General features: G+C 60.4%; 16 protein-coding genes. 12 read left to right on the forward strand and 4 right to left on the reverse strand.

The annotated features are described in order from the left end of the window. Positions 1–102: 102 nt before the first annotated feature. Entirely contained in the window at positions 103–270 is a 168-nt protein-coding gene (locus B3I26_RS27015; protein ID WP_296262413.1) for a DUF2897 family protein, read from the forward strand. 47 nt (positions 271–317) lie between these two features. On the opposite strand, the gene B3I26_RS27020 is transcribed toward B3I26_RS27015, so the two are convergent. Then, positions 318–1,169 carry a substrate-binding periplasmic protein gene (locus tag B3I26_RS27020; protein WP_296262415.1) on the reverse strand — a complete coding sequence of 284 codons (852 nt, stop codon included), beginning with the start codon at positions 1,167–1,169 and terminating at the stop codon, positions 318–320. Between the two features lie 314 nt (positions 1,170–1,483). On the opposite strand from B3I26_RS27020, the gene B3I26_RS27025 reads away from it, so the two are divergent. Then, positions 1,484–2,026, forward strand: a complete 543-nt coding sequence (locus B3I26_RS27025) for an exonuclease domain-containing protein (RefSeq protein ID WP_296262417.1) — start codon at positions 1,484–1,486, stop codon at positions 2,024–2,026. 88 nt (positions 2,027–2,114) lie between these two features. Beyond that, positions 2,115–2,402, forward strand: a complete 288-nt coding sequence (locus B3I26_RS27030; protein WP_296262419.1) for a pyrimidine/purine nucleoside phosphorylase — start codon at positions 2,115–2,117, stop codon at positions 2,400–2,402. Positions 2,403–2,527: 125 nt separating this feature from the next. Here the strand turns inward: B3I26_RS27030 and B3I26_RS27035 are convergent, their stop codons facing one another. Continuing rightward, positions 2,528–4,315, reverse strand: a complete 1,788-nt coding sequence (locus tag B3I26_RS27035; RefSeq protein WP_296262421.1) for an ABC transporter transmembrane domain-containing protein — start codon at positions 4,313–4,315, stop codon at positions 2,528–2,530. A 293-nt stretch (positions 4,316–4,608) separates the two neighbouring features. Between B3I26_RS27035 and B3I26_RS27040 the strand changes: the two genes are divergently transcribed. Together B3I26_RS27040 and B3I26_RS27045 are read left to right on the forward strand one after the other, a co-directional pair. Further along, entirely contained in the window at positions 4,609–4,785 is a 177-nt protein-coding gene (locus B3I26_RS27040; protein WP_296262423.1) for a PA1571 family protein, read from the forward strand. A 178-nt stretch (positions 4,786–4,963) separates the two neighbouring features. Further along, on the forward strand, positions 4,964–5,947 hold the full coding sequence (locus tag B3I26_RS27045) for a zeta toxin family protein (protein ID WP_296262424.1): 984 nt from the start codon (positions 4,964–4,966) through the stop codon (positions 5,945–5,947). Here B3I26_RS27045 and pdxB read toward each other — a convergent pair. Both pdxB and tusA read right to left on the reverse strand, forming a co-directional pair. Next, positions 5,944–7,086: a 4-phosphoerythronate dehydrogenase PdxB gene (pdxB, locus tag B3I26_RS27050; protein ID WP_296262426.1), complete on the reverse strand. Its 1,143-nt coding sequence runs from the start codon at positions 7,084–7,086 to the stop codon at positions 5,944–5,946. The genes B3I26_RS27045 and pdxB overlap by 4 nt on opposite strands. An 83-nt stretch (positions 7,087–7,169) precedes the next feature. Continuing rightward, positions 7,170–7,424, reverse strand: a complete 255-nt coding sequence (gene tusA, locus B3I26_RS27055; RefSeq protein ID WP_296262428.1) for a sulfurtransferase TusA — start codon at positions 7,422–7,424, stop codon at positions 7,170–7,172. A gap of 322 nt (positions 7,425–7,746) precedes the next feature. On the opposite strand from tusA, the gene B3I26_RS27060 reads away from it, so the two are divergent. The 7 genes from B3I26_RS27060 (at position 7,747) to B3I26_RS27090 (ending at position 14,416) form a co-directional block, all read left to right on the forward strand. Further along, on the forward strand, positions 7,747–10,701 hold the full coding sequence (locus B3I26_RS27060; RefSeq protein WP_296262429.1) for a monovalent cation/H+ antiporter subunit A: 2,955 nt from the start codon (positions 7,747–7,749) through the stop codon (positions 10,699–10,701). Then, the gene (locus B3I26_RS27065) at positions 10,701–11,045 is read left to right on the forward strand and encodes a Na+/H+ antiporter subunit C (protein WP_296262430.1); all 345 of its coding nucleotides are present in this window, start codon (positions 10,701–10,703) and stop codon (positions 11,043–11,045) included. Before B3I26_RS27060 ends, B3I26_RS27065 begins: the two co-directional genes overlap by 1 nt. Beyond that, positions 11,042–12,721 (forward strand): monovalent cation/H+ antiporter subunit D, encoded by a 1,680-nt coding sequence (locus B3I26_RS27070; protein ID WP_296262432.1) that lies wholly within the window; start codon positions 11,042–11,044, stop codon positions 12,719–12,721. Before B3I26_RS27065 ends, B3I26_RS27070 begins: the two co-directional genes overlap by 4 nt. Then, on the forward strand, positions 12,718–13,206 hold the full coding sequence (locus tag B3I26_RS27075; protein ID WP_296262434.1) for a Na+/H+ antiporter subunit E: 489 nt from the start codon (positions 12,718–12,720) through the stop codon (positions 13,204–13,206). Before B3I26_RS27070 ends, B3I26_RS27075 begins: the two co-directional genes overlap by 4 nt. Next, on the forward strand, positions 13,203–13,481 hold the full coding sequence (locus B3I26_RS27080; RefSeq protein ID WP_296262435.1) for a K+/H+ antiporter subunit F: 279 nt from the start codon (positions 13,203–13,205) through the stop codon (positions 13,479–13,481). Before B3I26_RS27075 ends, B3I26_RS27080 begins: the two co-directional genes overlap by 4 nt. Then, entirely contained in the window at positions 13,478–13,846 is a 369-nt protein-coding gene (locus B3I26_RS27085) for a Na+/H+ antiporter subunit G (protein WP_296262436.1), read from the forward strand. The genes B3I26_RS27080 and B3I26_RS27085 overlap by 4 nt, the downstream gene beginning before the upstream one ends. 177 nt (positions 13,847–14,023) lie before the next feature. Beyond that, entirely contained in the window at positions 14,024–14,416 is a 393-nt protein-coding gene (locus B3I26_RS27090) for a DUF2946 domain-containing protein (RefSeq protein WP_296262437.1), read from the forward strand. Positions 14,417–14,422 lie beyond the last annotated feature (6 nt).

Consider the following 14,422-nt stretch of genomic DNA (forward strand, 5'->3'; position numbering starts at 1 on the left):
CAAACCACCGTTACCCCCACATCAATCAATCGGCATCTCCTACAATTGAACCACTGGGCAGCGGCGCTGCTCAAAGCGGTATCACAATAAGGAGAGAGCCTCATGCCCTGGTACGCCTGGTTGATTCTGGTTATTGCAATCGGCTCGATCGTCGGCGGTTTGCTGATGCTTAAGGATTCAGCGAAAAAACTGCCCCTGACCGATGAACAGCTCAAGCGCGTTCACGAGCGCAACGCGCAAATGGATGCCAAGGAAGCACGCGACCGCTAGCCCCCCGGGCGGTGGAGGGTCATCGCCCGCTTGCCGTGCACTCCCCGCTACTGGCCCTTATCGCTGGCTTGATCACCCTTACCTGTTTGGCCCCACGCCACGGCGTGATGGCTGGCCGGGGGTGTCACGGCAATTCGGAACGGTTGGAATATCTTAAACATCTGCCCGTTTTCCCGCAGTTGCCGGAGCAACTCGCTGAATTTCTCCCCGCTGATCGGGGCGTTAGGTCGCAGCAAGGCATAGTGCCGATACACCTGATCCACGCGATTGGAGACCAGTAACTGATCGCCGTCCTGCGGATTGGCCGCCATGAACGTGCTCAGGTAGGAGCGCGTCACCAACGCAATGTCCGCCCGGTCACGCAGGATCATCAGCAAGTTGCTGTCGTGGGAATAAGTCAGTGTGGCGTTGTAGCGCTGCGATAGAAACTTGGGGTCGGGGTTGAACCGGGCGAAGGCGTAATGGTAGCCGCTGAACAATGCCAGGCGCTTGCCATTGAGGTCATCGAAATAACTTTGCGTACGCCCCGTTACGCGATGGGCGACAAAAACCTCGGCGTCCTCCAGCCCCATGTCGACGTCTTCATGGGGGATGTCTTTCCAGCCCCACGCCGGGTTCTCGAAAATTGCCATGTCGAACCGTTGCTGCTGGAAATCGCGAAAACGACGGGGAATCGAGGTCGGTACCATTTCAAAACGATAATCGCTCTGCATGGCGTTCAGTGCGCTGATCATCTGCGGCAGCAGCCCGGTGTCTTCGCCGCGTTCAGGGCGAATCGTATAGGGCGGGAAATGCGCCGCGCCAATGCGCACGATCTGCGCGGCACCCGCCTCCCAGGCCCAAAGCGGGGCCGTTGCCAACAGCAGCGTTTTCAAAGCCATCCGCACCGGCGTAGACATCAAGACAAAGCACCTCTGGCGAATCGCAATACGCGTAAACTATGCGTTCGCGAACAATTAGACAACGGTCGAACGAATACAAGCCGGGTTCATTTTTCGTCCGACCGATCAGGCAAGGCACTTGCGGCGCAATTTATGCCGAGCGCTCAAACCAAGCAAGCGCTCGGCCTGTATTTGCCTGCTTAACCGAAAAAAATCCTCGCCCACGGCAAACAATCTCCCCTCGGGCGAGTCCCACCCCATGAGCCCTGTGCGACAGCCAGGTTGGACTACGCTGCATGACGGTGCCACGGATTAGGGAACGGGAGCGAGCAATGCCCCATTGGCTGGTGTTAGATCTGGAGGCCACCACCGAAGAGGGCGGATGGCCTGTGGCAGAGATGGAAATCATTGAAATTGGCGCCTGTGTGGTCAATTCCGCCGGACGCGAGATCGACCATTTCGAACGTTTCGTGCGACCGGCACGCAGACCTCAGCTGACCTCGTTCTGCCGGGAGCTGACCCACATACAACAGGCTCAGATCGATACGGCCTCGGTCTTGACCACGATATGGCCGCAATTCGAACGGTGGATGAGCCATCATCGCACCCGATTGGTGGGCTGGGTCAGTTGGGGCGACTACGACCGCGAGCAACTGGCGTTGCAGTGGCAGCAACAGCAACTGACCAGCGAGTTGAGCGCGCTGCCGCATATCAACCTCAAGCAACGCTTCGCCCAGGCGCGTCAGTTGCAAAAACCCTGCGGATTGAACGCCGCGCTGCAACTGGCAGGCATGCACTTTAACGGTCAGCAACACCGCGCCCTGAGCGATGCGCGAAACACTGCACGGCTGCTGCCATTGGTGATTCCGTCCTGACGTGACGCATTTATAAAAGCGGATGACGGCCTTTTGTACGTTGGGCATACTATCCGGCCCTTTTCGGCCCTTTCCAAGGAGATCAGCCATGTTCAAGGTCAACGAGTATTTCGACGGCACCGTCAAGTCCATCGCCTTTCAACAAGCCGACGGTGCAGCCACCATCGGCGTCATGGCTCCAGGAAAATACAACTTCGGCACGGATCTTCGTGAAATCATGCACGTCCTCTCCGGCTCACTGAAGGTGCGGCTTCCCGGCAGCGAAGTGTGGGAAACCTTTGGCGCGGGCGAGCAGTTCCGGATTGCGGCCAACAGCAAATTCGACCTGGAAGTCAGCGTCGAAACCGCCTACCTGTGTGAATACCGCAAGGACTGATCCATGGATGAAGCGGCGCCAAGGGCGCCGCTTTTCGTTTATGGGATGAACACTTGCCAGCGCTGCCCTCAAGCAGTGCCGCTTATCGCCAACCGTGATATCGCGACGGCTGGCAAGCCGGGTCGCTACCTGACGCCGGTTTCCTCTTGATGACCCGCATTGAACTGCAACGCGGCCAGCCGCGCATAGAGCGGGTTGCTGGCGATCAGTTGCCGATGCGTGCCCACTGCAACGAGCTTCCCTTGATCCATTACCGCGATCCGGTCAGCATTCTGCACCGTGGCCAGCCGGTGGGCGATGACCAGAGTCGTACGCCCCTGCATCAGGGTGGGCAGTGCTTGCTGGATCAGGTATTCGCTTTGCGCATCCAGCGCGCTGGTGGCTTCGTCGAGCAACAGGATCGGCGCATCGGCCAGCAGAGCACGGGCAATGGCCAGACGTTGCCGCTGGCCACCGGACAAACCCATCCCGGCGTCGCCCAAATGGGTTTGATAACCCTGAGGCAACAGCTGGATGAATTCGTGCGCATGGGCAATGCGCGCCGCCGCCTGAACCTGCTCATCACTGGCCTTCGCATTGCCGTAGCGGATGTTGTCCTCGACGCTGCCGTAAAACAGCGCAGGCGTCTGTGAAACCCAGGCGAAACAGCGACGCAGATCCTGTGGGTCGACGTGCCTGGCAGGCGTCCCTTCGATCAAGACCTGGCCTTGCTGGGGATCGTAAAAGCGCAGCAACAGATCGAACAGCGTCGACTTGCCTGCTCCGGAGGGCCCCACCAGCGCCAGGGTCTCTCCCGCTTCGATGTTCAGGGTCAAGCCGTCGATGGCGTTGCGCTCGGGCCGTGAGGGATAGGCAAAGCTGATGTTGTCCAGGGACAGATGACCGCTCACGCGCTCCGGCAACTTGATCAGATCGTCCGCAGGCGGTGTGATATCACTGCGCGCCTGAAGCAGTTCGGTAATGCGTTCGGCAGCGCCCGCCGCCCGTTGCAGCTCGCCAATGACCTCGCTGAGCGTGCCGAAAGCGCTGCCGACGATCAGGCTGTAGAACACGAACGCCGCCAGTTCCCCCCCGGAAATTCGTCCGGCAATGACGTCCATGCCGCCGACCCAGAGCATCACCGCCACCGCACCGAGTACCAGCACGATGACCAGAGTGATCAGCCACGAACGCTGCAGGATCCGCTTGCGTGCAGTTTCGAATGCGCCCTCGGCGGTTTGCGAAAAACGCTGGCGGTCCTGCTCCTGGTGATTGTAAGCCTGGACAGTCTTGATCTGCCCCAGCGCCTCGGACACATAGCTGCCCACATCGGCGACCCGGTCCTGGCTTTCTCGCGACAGGCTGCGGACCCGGCGTCCGAAGATAAGAATCGGGGCCACCACAAGCGGAAGCGCCACGACCACGATACTGGTGAGCTTGGGATTGGTGAAAAACAGCAGGATTACCCCGCCGATCACCATTAACGCATTGCGCAGGAACATCGACAGCGACGAGCCGATCACCGATTGCAGCAATGTGGTATCGGCCGTAAGCCGGGACTGGATTTCCGAGCTGCGGTTGTTCTCGTAGAAGCCGGGGTGCAGGCTCACAAGATGGTCGAACACCTGCTTGCGCAGATCGGCCACTACACGCTCGCCAATCCACGACACCAGATAGAAGCGGGTAAAAGTGCCCACCGCCAACGCCACGACCAGCACCATGAACAGGCCGATGGTCTCGTTGAGCAAGGTGACCGATCGCGTCATGAAGCCTTGATCGACCATCAGCTTGATGCCCTGCCCCATCGACAGCGTGATGGCCGCCGTGACGATCAATGCCACCAGTGCGCCAATGGCCTGCTTGCGATAAGGCGCGAGCATCCGCAGCGCCAGGCGCATGGCGTGCCGCTGACGGCCGGAAAAAACTGATGGCATAAAAGGCACTCGATGGAGATTCAAGCGCAAGCCTACACCGGCCCTGGCATGCACGCTCGTCGTCTTTGCTGAACTCAGGCGGGGGATGCCAGTCAGCATAAAGGTATCCACCTTCAATCAGCCGCGTCATGACGCTAGCCAAAGCCGGTTAGAGTGGACTGGTCCGATGATCGACCGGTGAACCTAACCTACGACCGTTGGAATGAAAGGATGCTCATTGCGTCCAGGGATGACATGGCGTGGTCATCGAGGGTGGCGAAATCGAAGCGCACAACCTGATGAGGAGACAGGCCATGAGCTTGCAAAACAGCAGTAATCAAGCATCCGTCGTATTGCCCCAACCCGAGTTGCAGCTGGGCGGTGCCATTGTCGACGAATATGGCAACCAGGTCCTGATCACTGAAGAAATGGTTCAGGCCGCGTGCCAGGAATGCGAGAAGTACTGGGTCAGACCCGAAAAACAAGATTAAGAGATTTCCCTTAAACCCGGCCACCAGGCCGGGTTTTTTATGCGTCGCATGTCTTCCACATGCTGCAAGGCCACAAAAACCTGAGAAACATCCGACGCCGCCTTAATTGACAGGCAAGTGTCGACCACTATTACGTCCATCCCTGACTTATTCACTTAACATACATCAGGGAAAGGCCATGACTAGCGCGCCGAATTACCACTACACGCAAACCGATATCAACCAGGCATACGCGCAAATTGCACCCGGTATCTTCGATGCGATTGCCGAGCCATCCGATGGCGGCAAAACGCCCAAGCTGCTTGTGGTGGCGGGCGCCCAAGGAGCGGGGAAGACTTACTTGCTGGAAAATACCCTGCTGCCCAGCGGACACTATTCAGACTTCATCAGGCCATACATCCCTGAATACCGGGCCCGGCATCCGCAGTATGAGCAGATGCTTGAGCATGGCGTGCTGCATGCTTATGCACATACCGAACAGTTTATTTGGGACCTGGGCAGGAAGATTTTTCAGGACGCGTTTGCCAATAAGTACAACATCATTATCGAAACAGCATTGGACAGCATCGAGTTCGCGAGCCTGCCCATGTATGCCGCCAGCAAGGGATACCAGTTTGAGGTACACCTGATCGGCTGCAAGAGAGAGTTCGCTCACGTATCGACCATTGAACGCGCGCTAAAGAGTATCGAAAGCAAGGAGCTGGAGCGATTCGTCAGCCTTGAGAACATCGACGCAAGTATGGCCAATGCCCAATCGATCCTGACAGCGTTCGAAAATGCCTGCGCCGCCTCGGTAGGTTCCACCATCACCTTGTACGAGCGCGGCTTTGGAGTGCTCAGGGACCGTCGCGTCGTCTGCCGCAGTCTATGCACCCAATCCAGTGAGCTGATCCCACAATCCATCACCGACGAAAACGGTGTGGTCATAGAGCCGCGGCACCACGCGATGCGTATTCTGCGAACCGCCGAAGCCAACAAACCCTGCGCATTCAACAATTACGCAAGACTGGTGAATGCGCCGATCGTGTCACTTGACGAGCGCGGCGAAACCCTGAAAGCCGCACACCTGGCCTTGGCCAACTCCGAGCGCTGCACGGAGCCAGTGCCCTATCAAGTCTTCAACGATCTTCACGCTTACATTGTGAAGTACGTTTTCCGTTAAACCGATACCGCGCCCAGCGCCTGAACAATCCGCTGCAGGGTTGCACAATGCCCGTCGATGCTCACCCGCAGGCCTTCGATTTCCCGACGTGGCGGATAGTGCTTACGCAGGGCATCGAAGGCCAGGCGCTGGCTGGCGGAGTCGCCGACCAGACTGCGACGCAAATCCGCGTCGTCACGGCGCGGATCATAAACGCTGCGGCAGATCATGTTCAGCGCCCACGCCGGATCGCTGGCGGCATCCAGCGCGACCTGCGCCAGCCAGGGCTTGGGCAGCAGGTCTGCAAGCGCGATGGCAGGTGCTTGCCCGAGGTATGCGCACAACGCCTGATAGATCTGCGCTGTGCCGCGCTGGCGACCGTCGAGGCTGTAGCCCGCGATGTGCGGGGTGCCGATGACACACAAGTCGGCCAGATCCACGTCCACTGATGGCTCGTGCTCCCAGACATCCAGCACCGCTTGCAGGTCCTCACGTTCGAGCAGCACCTGGCGCAGGGCAGCGTTGTCGATGATAGGCCCGCGTGCCGCGTTGATCAGCCAGGCGCCTTGCCGGAGTTGCTGCAGGCGCGCACGATCGAGCAGGTGCCAGGTCGGTAGATCGCCAGTCTTGTTCAACGGCGTGTGCAGGCTGATCACGTCGCAGCGAGCGATGATTTCATCGAAGCTGACGTAATCGCCGCCTTCGGCAGCCTGCCGCGGCGGATCGCACACCAGTACATTCCAGCCCAACCCCCGCAGTACCTTGATCAGCCGACCGCCCACCTGGCCCGCACCTACCACGCCGTAGGTACGTTGCGTCAGGTCGGCGCCTTCGATTTCGGCCAGGGTCAAGAGGCTGCCAAGCACATAATCAACCACCCCACGGGCATTGCATCCGGGCGCGCTGGACCACTGAATGCCGGCTTGATTGAAGTAATCGAGGTCCAGATGGTCAGTGCCGATTGTGCAGGTGCCGACAAAACGAACCGCCGAGCCTTCGAGTAACTCGCGACTGACCCGGGTTACCGAGCGAACCAGCAAGACATCGGCGTCGGCCACAGCGGCGCGATCGAGCGTTCGTCCCGGATGACGACGGATGTCGCCGAACCCTGAAAAGAAAGCGTCAAGCAGTGGAATATTTTCGTCGGCAACTATGCGCATGGTGGGGCTCCCTGGAGTCGCGGCAGTGTAGGCGCTAGCGCGCCGGGGGGCCAGCACGATGCACTGCAGCAGCCAAGGCCAGCTCAGGCCGGGTTCTTACGAATCCAGTACAGGTAAATGCCATCGGCCACCTGTTTGTCGACCAACTCGTGATCCAGAAACACGCAGAACTTGGGGATGTCGCGCTGCGTCGAGGGATCGGTGGCGATGACCTTGAGCAAGCCTCCGGGCGGCAGATCGCGTACCTTTTGGTGCAGCATCATCACAGGCTCAGGGCAATTAAGGCCGCTTGCGTCGAGGACGGCGTCAACTGCAAGGCTTTGGGTGGAATCAGACATGAGGCGCTCCGGAAACTGGCGGGCATTGTGGCGTAAATAGCCAGAAGCGCCAATCTTCGCCTGTCTGGATCCCCATTTCGGCGCCCTTTCGTGTTGCAGACCTTCCCAGGATGGCGATCAATAGACGCCAGAACCGGCAGGCCCGACAGTTCAGTCACTACACGGGGATATTTCGCCAGCCTGTGCCACCAACCTTCGCCACCACCTGCAGTCAACTACGCTCCTGAGTAACGACTTTGTAGGATTCTGCGACATCTTGGCGTTTGGTGATGCACGGCACGGCACGTATGATCCTTGACATTTATTCGCAGATTAGAAGCCTATGTCCCTGATAGTTCTACTGCTTCTGCCCTTCATCGGCAGCTGTCTGGCGGCGCTCCTGCCGCACAACGCTCGCAACAGTGAATCCATTCTCGCTGGCCTGATTGCCCTCATCGCAGCCATCCAGGTCGCGCTGTGGTACCCGCAGATTGCCCACGGCGGAGTCATTCGCGAGGAGTTCTTCTGGCTGCCCAGCCTGGGCCTGAACTTCGTGTTGCGCCTGGACGGCTTTGGCTGGCTGTTTTCGATGCTGATCCTGGGCATTGGCGCGCTGGTGTCGTTGTACGCGCGCTATTACATGTCACCCGATGACCCGGTGCCGCGATTCTTCTCATTCTTTCTCGCCTTCATGGGCGCCATGCTCGGGCTTGTGATGTCCGGCAACCTGATCCAGATCGTATTTTTCTGGGAACTGACCAGCGTCTTTTCATTCCTGTTGATTGGCTATTGGCATCACCGTGCCGACGCCAGGCGTGGCGCCTACATGGCGCTGATGGTCACCGGTGCGGGCGGGCTTGCGTTGCTGGTCGGCATGATGCTGCTGGGCCACGTGGCCGGCAGTTACGACCTGGACCGGGTGCTGGCCTCGGGCGATGCAATCCGCGCGCATGCGCTATACCCGGTGCTGCTGACCTTGATCCTGATCGGCGCGCTGAGCAAGAGCGCACAATTCCCCTTCCACTTCTGGCTACCCCACGCCATGGCCGCGCCGACGCCGGTTTCGGCGTATCTGCACTCGGCGACGATGGTCAAGGCTGGAGTGTTTTTGCTGGCACGGCTGTGGCCCGCGTTGTCCGGCAGTGAACAATGGTTCTGGATCGTTGGCGGCGCCGGGGCCTGCACGCTGGTGATCGGTGCCTACTCCGCCATCTTCCAGACCGACCTCAAGGGCCTGCTTGCCTATTCCACAATCAGCCACCTGGGCCTGATTACGCTGCTGCTGGGCCTAAACAGTCCGCTCGCCGCAGTCGCAGCGGTCTTCCATATCCTTAACCACGCGACTTTCAAAGCCTCACTGTTCATGGCAGCGGGCATCATCGACCACGAAAGCGGCACCCGCGACATTCGTAAACTCAGTGGGCTGATCAGGCTCATGCCTTACACCGCGACACTGGCGATGGTGGCCAGCGCGGCCATGGCGGGGGTGCCGCTGCTCAACGGTTTCCTGTCCAAGGAAATGTTTTTCGCTGAAACCGTATTCATTAGCTCCACTGCCTGGGTTGAAGCGGCGCTGCCGGTGATCGCTACCGTTGCCGGGACGTTCAGCGTCGCCTATTCCCTGCGCTTCACGGTGGATGTGTTCTTTGGCCCGACAGCCACCGACCTGCCGCACACACCCCACGAACCGCCGCGATGGATGCGCGTGCCGGTGGAGCTGCTGGTGCTGGCCTGCCTGATCGTCGGCATCTTCCCCGCGCTGTCGGTAGGTCCGTTGCTGGCAGCTGCCGCACAACCGGTGGTCGGCGGCACCCTGCCCGAATACAGCCTGGCGATCTGGCACGGCTGGAACGCGCCGATGATCATGAGCCTGATTGCCATGGGCGCCGGGATCGGCCTTTATTTGCTGCTGCGTCCGCGCTTCAAGCGTAATCGTTTCAAAGGTGCGCCGCTGGTCTGGCGCCTCAATGGCAAACGCTTGTTCGAGCGCGTGCTGGTCAGCAAACTGCGCGTCGCCCGCGGCCTGGAAGGCCTGTTGACGACACGCCGCCTGCAGGCGCAACTGTTTCTGATGGTATTCGTGGCACTGGTTGCAGGCTTCGTGCCGATGTACGACAGCGGCCTGACCTGGGGCAACCGGCCAAAGATTCCCGGCTCCGGGGTATTCGTCGTGCTCTGGTTGATCGCCATCGCCTGCGCCCTCGGGGCTGCGTGGCAGGCCAAGTACCACCGCTTGGCGGCAGTGACCATGGTCGGCGTCTGCGGTTTGATGACCTGCGTAACGTTTGTCTGGTTTTCCGCGCCGGATCTGGCCTTGACCCAACTGGCCGTGGAAGTGGTCACCACCGTGTTGATCTTGCTGGGGCTGCGCTGGCTGCCGCGACGTAATGAAAACGTCGCGCCGCCGAACCGCTCGCGCAACCGCGCCAGAGCCCGCCGGGTGCGCGACTTCATCCTTGCCGTTGCGGTCGGAGGCGGCATGGCGTTGCTTTCTTACGCGATGTTGACACGCCCCACGCCGAATGCGATCTCCGAGTTTTACCTGAGCCGCGCCTTGAGCCAGGGCGGTGGTACGAACGCGGTCAACGTCATGCTGGTGGATTTCCGGGGCTTCGACACCTTCGGTGAAATCACCGTACTGGCGGTGGTGGCGCTGACCGTGTTCGCCTTGCTGCGACGTTTCCGCCCGCCGAAGGAGAGTATCGCCCTGCCCGCGCAGCAGCGCCTGTTGGCGCGCGATGTGGTCACTGATCTGGTCAACCCACGCCAGGCAACCGACACAGCACTGGGCTTTATGATGGTGCCTGCGGTGCTGGTGCGGCTGCTGTTGCCGGTGGCGTTCGTGGTTTCGATGTACCTGTTCATGCGCGGCCACAACCAGCCGGGCGGTGGGTTCGTCGCGGGGCTGGTGATGTCGGTGGCGTTCATCCTGCAATACATGGTTGCCGGTACGCAGTGGGTCGAGGCGCACATGAGCCTGCGTCCCCTGCGCTGGATGGGCACCGGGCTGTTCTTTGCGCTGGCGACAGGACTGGGTTCGATCGCCCTGGGTTATCCGTTCATGACCACCCACACGGCGCACCTGAATTTGCCTGTGCTGGGTGACATGCACATCGCCAGCGCGCTGTTTTTCGACATCGGAGTGTATGCCGTGGTGGTCGGATCGACGCTGCTGATCCTCACCGCGCTGGCCCACCAATCGGTGCGCAGCCATCGCCCGACTTCGTTGCCGCAACCGCTCGAACCGACGCCGCCGGCGACGCCGACAAGTCCTGCCACCTCACAAGGAGCCATTTGATGGAAGAAGTCATTGCCATTGCCATTGGCGTGCTCGCCGCATCGGGTGTATGGCTGCTCCTGCGGCCACGGACCTTTCAGGTGGTCATGGGCCTTTGCCTGCTGTCCTACGGCGTCAACCTGTTCATCTTCAGCATGGGCAGCCTGTTCATCGGCAAGGAGCCGATCATCAAGGACGGTGTACCGCAAGACTTGCTCAACTACACCGACCCCCTGCCCCAGGCGCTGGTGCTCACCGCCATCGTCATCAGCTTCGCCATGACCGCGCTGTTTCTGGTGGTGCTGCTCGCTTCCCGAGGCCTGACCGGCAACGACCATGTAGACGGTCGGGAGAGCAGTGAATGAGCCTGATGAATCAATTGGTCATTGCACCGATCCTGCTGCCGGTGCTGACCGCGGCGCTGATGCTCTGGCTGGGGGAAAAGCATCGCCCGCTCAAGGCGCGCATCAACCTGCTGTCAACCGCGCTGGGGCTGGCCATCGCTATCACCCTGATGATGTGGGTGCAGAAGACCGGCACGACGGGTTCTATCGGCGTATACCTGCCGGGCAACTGGGAGGCACCCTTCGGCATCGTGCTGGTGGTCGATCACCTCTCGGCCTTGATGCTGGTGCTCACCGGCATCGTCGCCTTCTGTGCGCTGTTGTTCGCGACAGCGCGGTGGGATCGGGCGGGTGCGAGTTTTCACGTGCTGTTCCAGATTCAACTGATGGGGCTGTACGGCGCGTTCCTGACCGCCGACCTGTTCAACCTGTTCGTGTTCTTTGAGGTGTTGCTCGCCGCGTCCTACGGCCTGATGCTGCACGGCTCGGGTCGCGCCCGCGTGTCGGCGGGGCTGCATTACATCACTATCAATCTGCTGGCTTCGTCGCTGTTTCTGATTGGCGCGGCGCTGATTTATGGCGTCACCGGCACCCTGAATCTCGCGGATCTAGCGGTCAAGATTCCGCAGGTGTCCGAGGCCGATCTGGGCCTATTGCATGCAGGCGCAGCGATTCTCGCGGTCGCTTTTCTGGCAAAGGCCGGTATGTGGCCACTGAATTTCTGGCTGGTGCCAGCCTACTCCGCGGCCAGCGCACCGGTGGCTGCGCTGTTTGCGCTAATGACCAAGGTCGGCGCCTACACCCTGCTGCGTTTGTGGACCTTGTTGTTCTCCGGTCAGGCCGGCGCCTCGGCGTTCTTTGGCGGCCAATGGCTGATCTGGGGTGGCATGGTGACGTTGACCGTGGCGGCGATTTCGGTGGTTGCCGCCCAACGCCTGGAACGCATGGCCAGCCTGAGCATCCTGGTATCGGCAGGCATTCTGCTATCGGCCATTGGCTTCGGCCAACCGAGCCTGACTGCGGGTGCGCTGTTTTATCTGGTCAGCTCGACCCTGGCGCTGAGCGCGCTGTTCCTGCTGGCTGAGCTGATCGAACGCTCGCGCTCGGCCAACGAAATACCGCTGGAGGACGACGCCGATCAGTTGCCCAGGACAATGGAGTCGCTGCATCCGCTGCCGGGCACCAACCTGGACGACGAACAGAAGGCCGTAGTCGGTCAAGTGATTCCCTGGACCATGGCGTTTCTGGGTTTGAGCTTCATCGCGTGCGCGCTACTGATCATCGGTATGCCGCCGCTGTCGGGCTTCCTTGGCAAATTGACGCTGATCAGCGCTTTGCTCAATCCGCTGGGTCTGGACGTGGCAAAGGATGAAGCCATTCGCGCCGACAGCTGGACCCTGGTAACGCTGTTGATTCTCTCGGGCCTGGCCTCGCTGTTTGCCTTCGTGCGCGTGGGCATCAAGCGCTTCTGGACGGCTCAGGATCGCCCGTCACCGGCACTGCGACGCAATGAATGCATTCCCATCGCGCTGCTGCTGGGCGCTTGCATTGTGCTTACGTTCAAGGCGCAGGGGCTGTTGCACTACACGCAGGACACCGCGCAGGCCCTGCATGACCCGCAGCAATATGTGTTGTCAGTCATGGCGGCCAGGCCGGTACCTTCCCCCGACAACGGGCCTGAGGAGGCACAGCCATGAAGCGTCTGTTCCCTGCGCCGGTGCTGTCACTCTCGCTATGGGCCTTGTGGTTGCTGCTGAACCTGTCGCTGAGCGCCGGTAACGTACTGTTCGGCGCGTTGCTGGGCCTGTTGGCGCCCATCATATTTGCCTCGCTGCGTCCGCAACCGGCACGCATTCGCCGGCCCGGTCTGGCACTGAAGCTGTTTTTTCGAGTAGGTCGTGATGTCCTGGTCTCGAACCTGATGGTGGCGTGGGGGGTGTTGCGCGCAGGGCGCACACCGCCGCGCTCGATGTTCGTCAAGGTTCCGCTGGATCTGCACGACGCGCACGGGCTAGCGGCACTGGCGATGATTTGTACCGTGGTGCCAGGCACGGTGTGGTCGGAACTGGCGCTGGATCGCAGCGTCCTGCTGATGCACGTGTTCGATCTGGATGACGAGGCGCTATTCATCGAGCACTTCAAACGCACTTACGAACGCCCGCTGATGGAGATCTTCCAATGAGCCTGCTGCTGACCAATGCGATCCTGCTCAGCCTGTCGCTGTTTACCGGGGCGATGATCCTGACCTTGATCCGACTGTTCAAAGGGCCGTCGGCGCAGGATCGGGTTTTGGCGCTCGATTACCTGTACTTGCTGGCAATGCTGATGATGCTGGTGTTGGGCATTCGCTACGCCAGCGACACGTACTTCGAGGCCGCGCTGCTGATCGCGCTGTTTGGTTTCGTCGGTTCGTTCGCGCTCGCCAAATTCCTGCTGCGTGGGGAGGTGATCGAATGAATTCGATGCATGTCTTGCCGTTTTGGGTCGAAGTGATGACGGCGGTGTTGCTGGTGTCGAGCAGCCTGTTCGCCTTGATCGGCGCGTTGGGCTTGTTGCGTATGAAGGATTTTTTCCAGCGCATGCATCCGCCGGCCCTGGCATCGACGATTGGCGCCTGGTGTGTGGCATTGGCGTCAATTGTCTATTTCTCGGCGTTGAAGCAAGGGCCCGTGTTGCACGCCTGGCTGATTCCGATTTTGCTGGCGATTACGGTGCCGGTGACCACGTTGCTGCTGGCGCGGACCGGGCTCTTTCGCAAGCGTATGGCGGGGGATGCCGACGTGCCGCCGGAGGTTTGCGAAGGGCGGCATGAGGGGAAGTGATTGATGCTGGGCGTGGTCGCGCCGCGTGCGTTCGGCCTGCACCCAAATTGCGCATCGTGTTGACGCGCAGGAAAAGCAAATGCTGGGCTTGAGCTAACGCTCTTCGCATTTCTAGGGTGGTTCGCGCCACTTTGTCGCACACCACTTATCGCATCACTTCTGCTACATTCCCGCGCCATGAAACTGACCCGCTCAGACCGACACCTGATCGCATGGATGCTCTACTGCTGCGTCCTGTTCAACGTGCTCGCCTGCAGTATCGGTCATGGCCAAATGGTCGGAATGCAGCTCAACGGCATCGGCGGCGAGTTCTGTTCCTCCGATGGCCGCGCGCTGGCGGTCAATCCGTTCAATCCGGGCGAGCAAAAAACCCCGACGCTTTCCGCAGCCTTCGGTTGTCCGCTGTGCTCAACAGGCGGCATGGGGCCAGCGCTGAACTCCAGCCTGACCCTGGCCATCCTCCCGGAACAACACAGCCCACCGCCTGCGGTCGTGGCCTCCTATGAAATCCCTCCTGCCTTTCATTGGCCAACCGCCAATCCCCGCGCCCCGCCTTTTTTCCTGATCTGACTTCAG

Origin of the sequence: Pseudomonas sp. UBA5706 (assembly GCF_002419965.1) — a bacterium.
GTDB lineage: Bacteria > Pseudomonadota > Gammaproteobacteria > Pseudomonadales > Pseudomonadaceae > Aquipseudomonas.

Excerpts from the sequence above, each read along its gene's own strand:
- B3I26_RS27015 (WP_296262413.1), top strand. The coding sequence starts at position 103 with ATGCCCTGGTACGCCTGGTTGATTCTGGTTATTGCAATCGGCTCGATC.
- B3I26_RS27020 (WP_296262415.1), bottom strand. The coding sequence starts at position 1,169 with ATGTCTACGCCGGTGCGGATGGCTTTGAAAACGCTGCTGTTGGCAACG.
- B3I26_RS27025 (WP_296262417.1), top strand. The coding sequence starts at position 1,484 with ATGCCCCATTGGCTGGTGTTAGATCTGGAGGCCACCACCGAAGAGGGC.
- B3I26_RS27030 (WP_296262419.1), top strand. The coding sequence starts at position 2,115 with ATGTTCAAGGTCAACGAGTATTTCGACGGCACCGTCAAGTCCATCGCC.
- B3I26_RS27035 (WP_296262421.1), bottom strand. The coding sequence starts at position 4,315 with ATGCCATCAGTTTTTTCCGGCCGTCAGCGGCACGCCATGCGCCTGGCG.
- B3I26_RS27040 (WP_296262423.1), top strand. The coding sequence starts at position 4,609 with ATGAGCTTGCAAAACAGCAGTAATCAAGCATCCGTCGTATTGCCCCAA.
- B3I26_RS27045 (WP_296262424.1), top strand. The coding sequence starts at position 4,964 with ATGACTAGCGCGCCGAATTACCACTACACGCAAACCGATATCAACCAG.
- pdxB (WP_296262426.1), bottom strand. The coding sequence starts at position 7,086 with ATGCGCATAGTTGCCGACGAAAATATTCCACTGCTTGACGCTTTCTTT.
- tusA (WP_296262428.1), bottom strand. The coding sequence starts at position 7,424 with ATGTCTGATTCCACCCAAAGCCTTGCAGTTGACGCCGTCCTCGACGCA.
- B3I26_RS27060 (WP_296262429.1), top strand. The coding sequence starts at position 7,747 with ATGTCCCTGATAGTTCTACTGCTTCTGCCCTTCATCGGCAGCTGTCTG.
- B3I26_RS27065 (WP_296262430.1), top strand. The coding sequence starts at position 10,701 with ATGGAAGAAGTCATTGCCATTGCCATTGGCGTGCTCGCCGCATCGGGT.
- B3I26_RS27070 (WP_296262432.1), top strand. The coding sequence starts at position 11,042 with ATGAGCCTGATGAATCAATTGGTCATTGCACCGATCCTGCTGCCGGTG.
- B3I26_RS27075 (WP_296262434.1), top strand. The coding sequence starts at position 12,718 with ATGAAGCGTCTGTTCCCTGCGCCGGTGCTGTCACTCTCGCTATGGGCC.
- B3I26_RS27080 (WP_296262435.1), top strand. The coding sequence starts at position 13,203 with ATGAGCCTGCTGCTGACCAATGCGATCCTGCTCAGCCTGTCGCTGTTT.
- B3I26_RS27085 (WP_296262436.1), top strand. The coding sequence starts at position 13,478 with ATGAATTCGATGCATGTCTTGCCGTTTTGGGTCGAAGTGATGACGGCG.
- B3I26_RS27090 (WP_296262437.1), top strand. The coding sequence starts at position 14,024 with ATGAAACTGACCCGCTCAGACCGACACCTGATCGCATGGATGCTCTAC.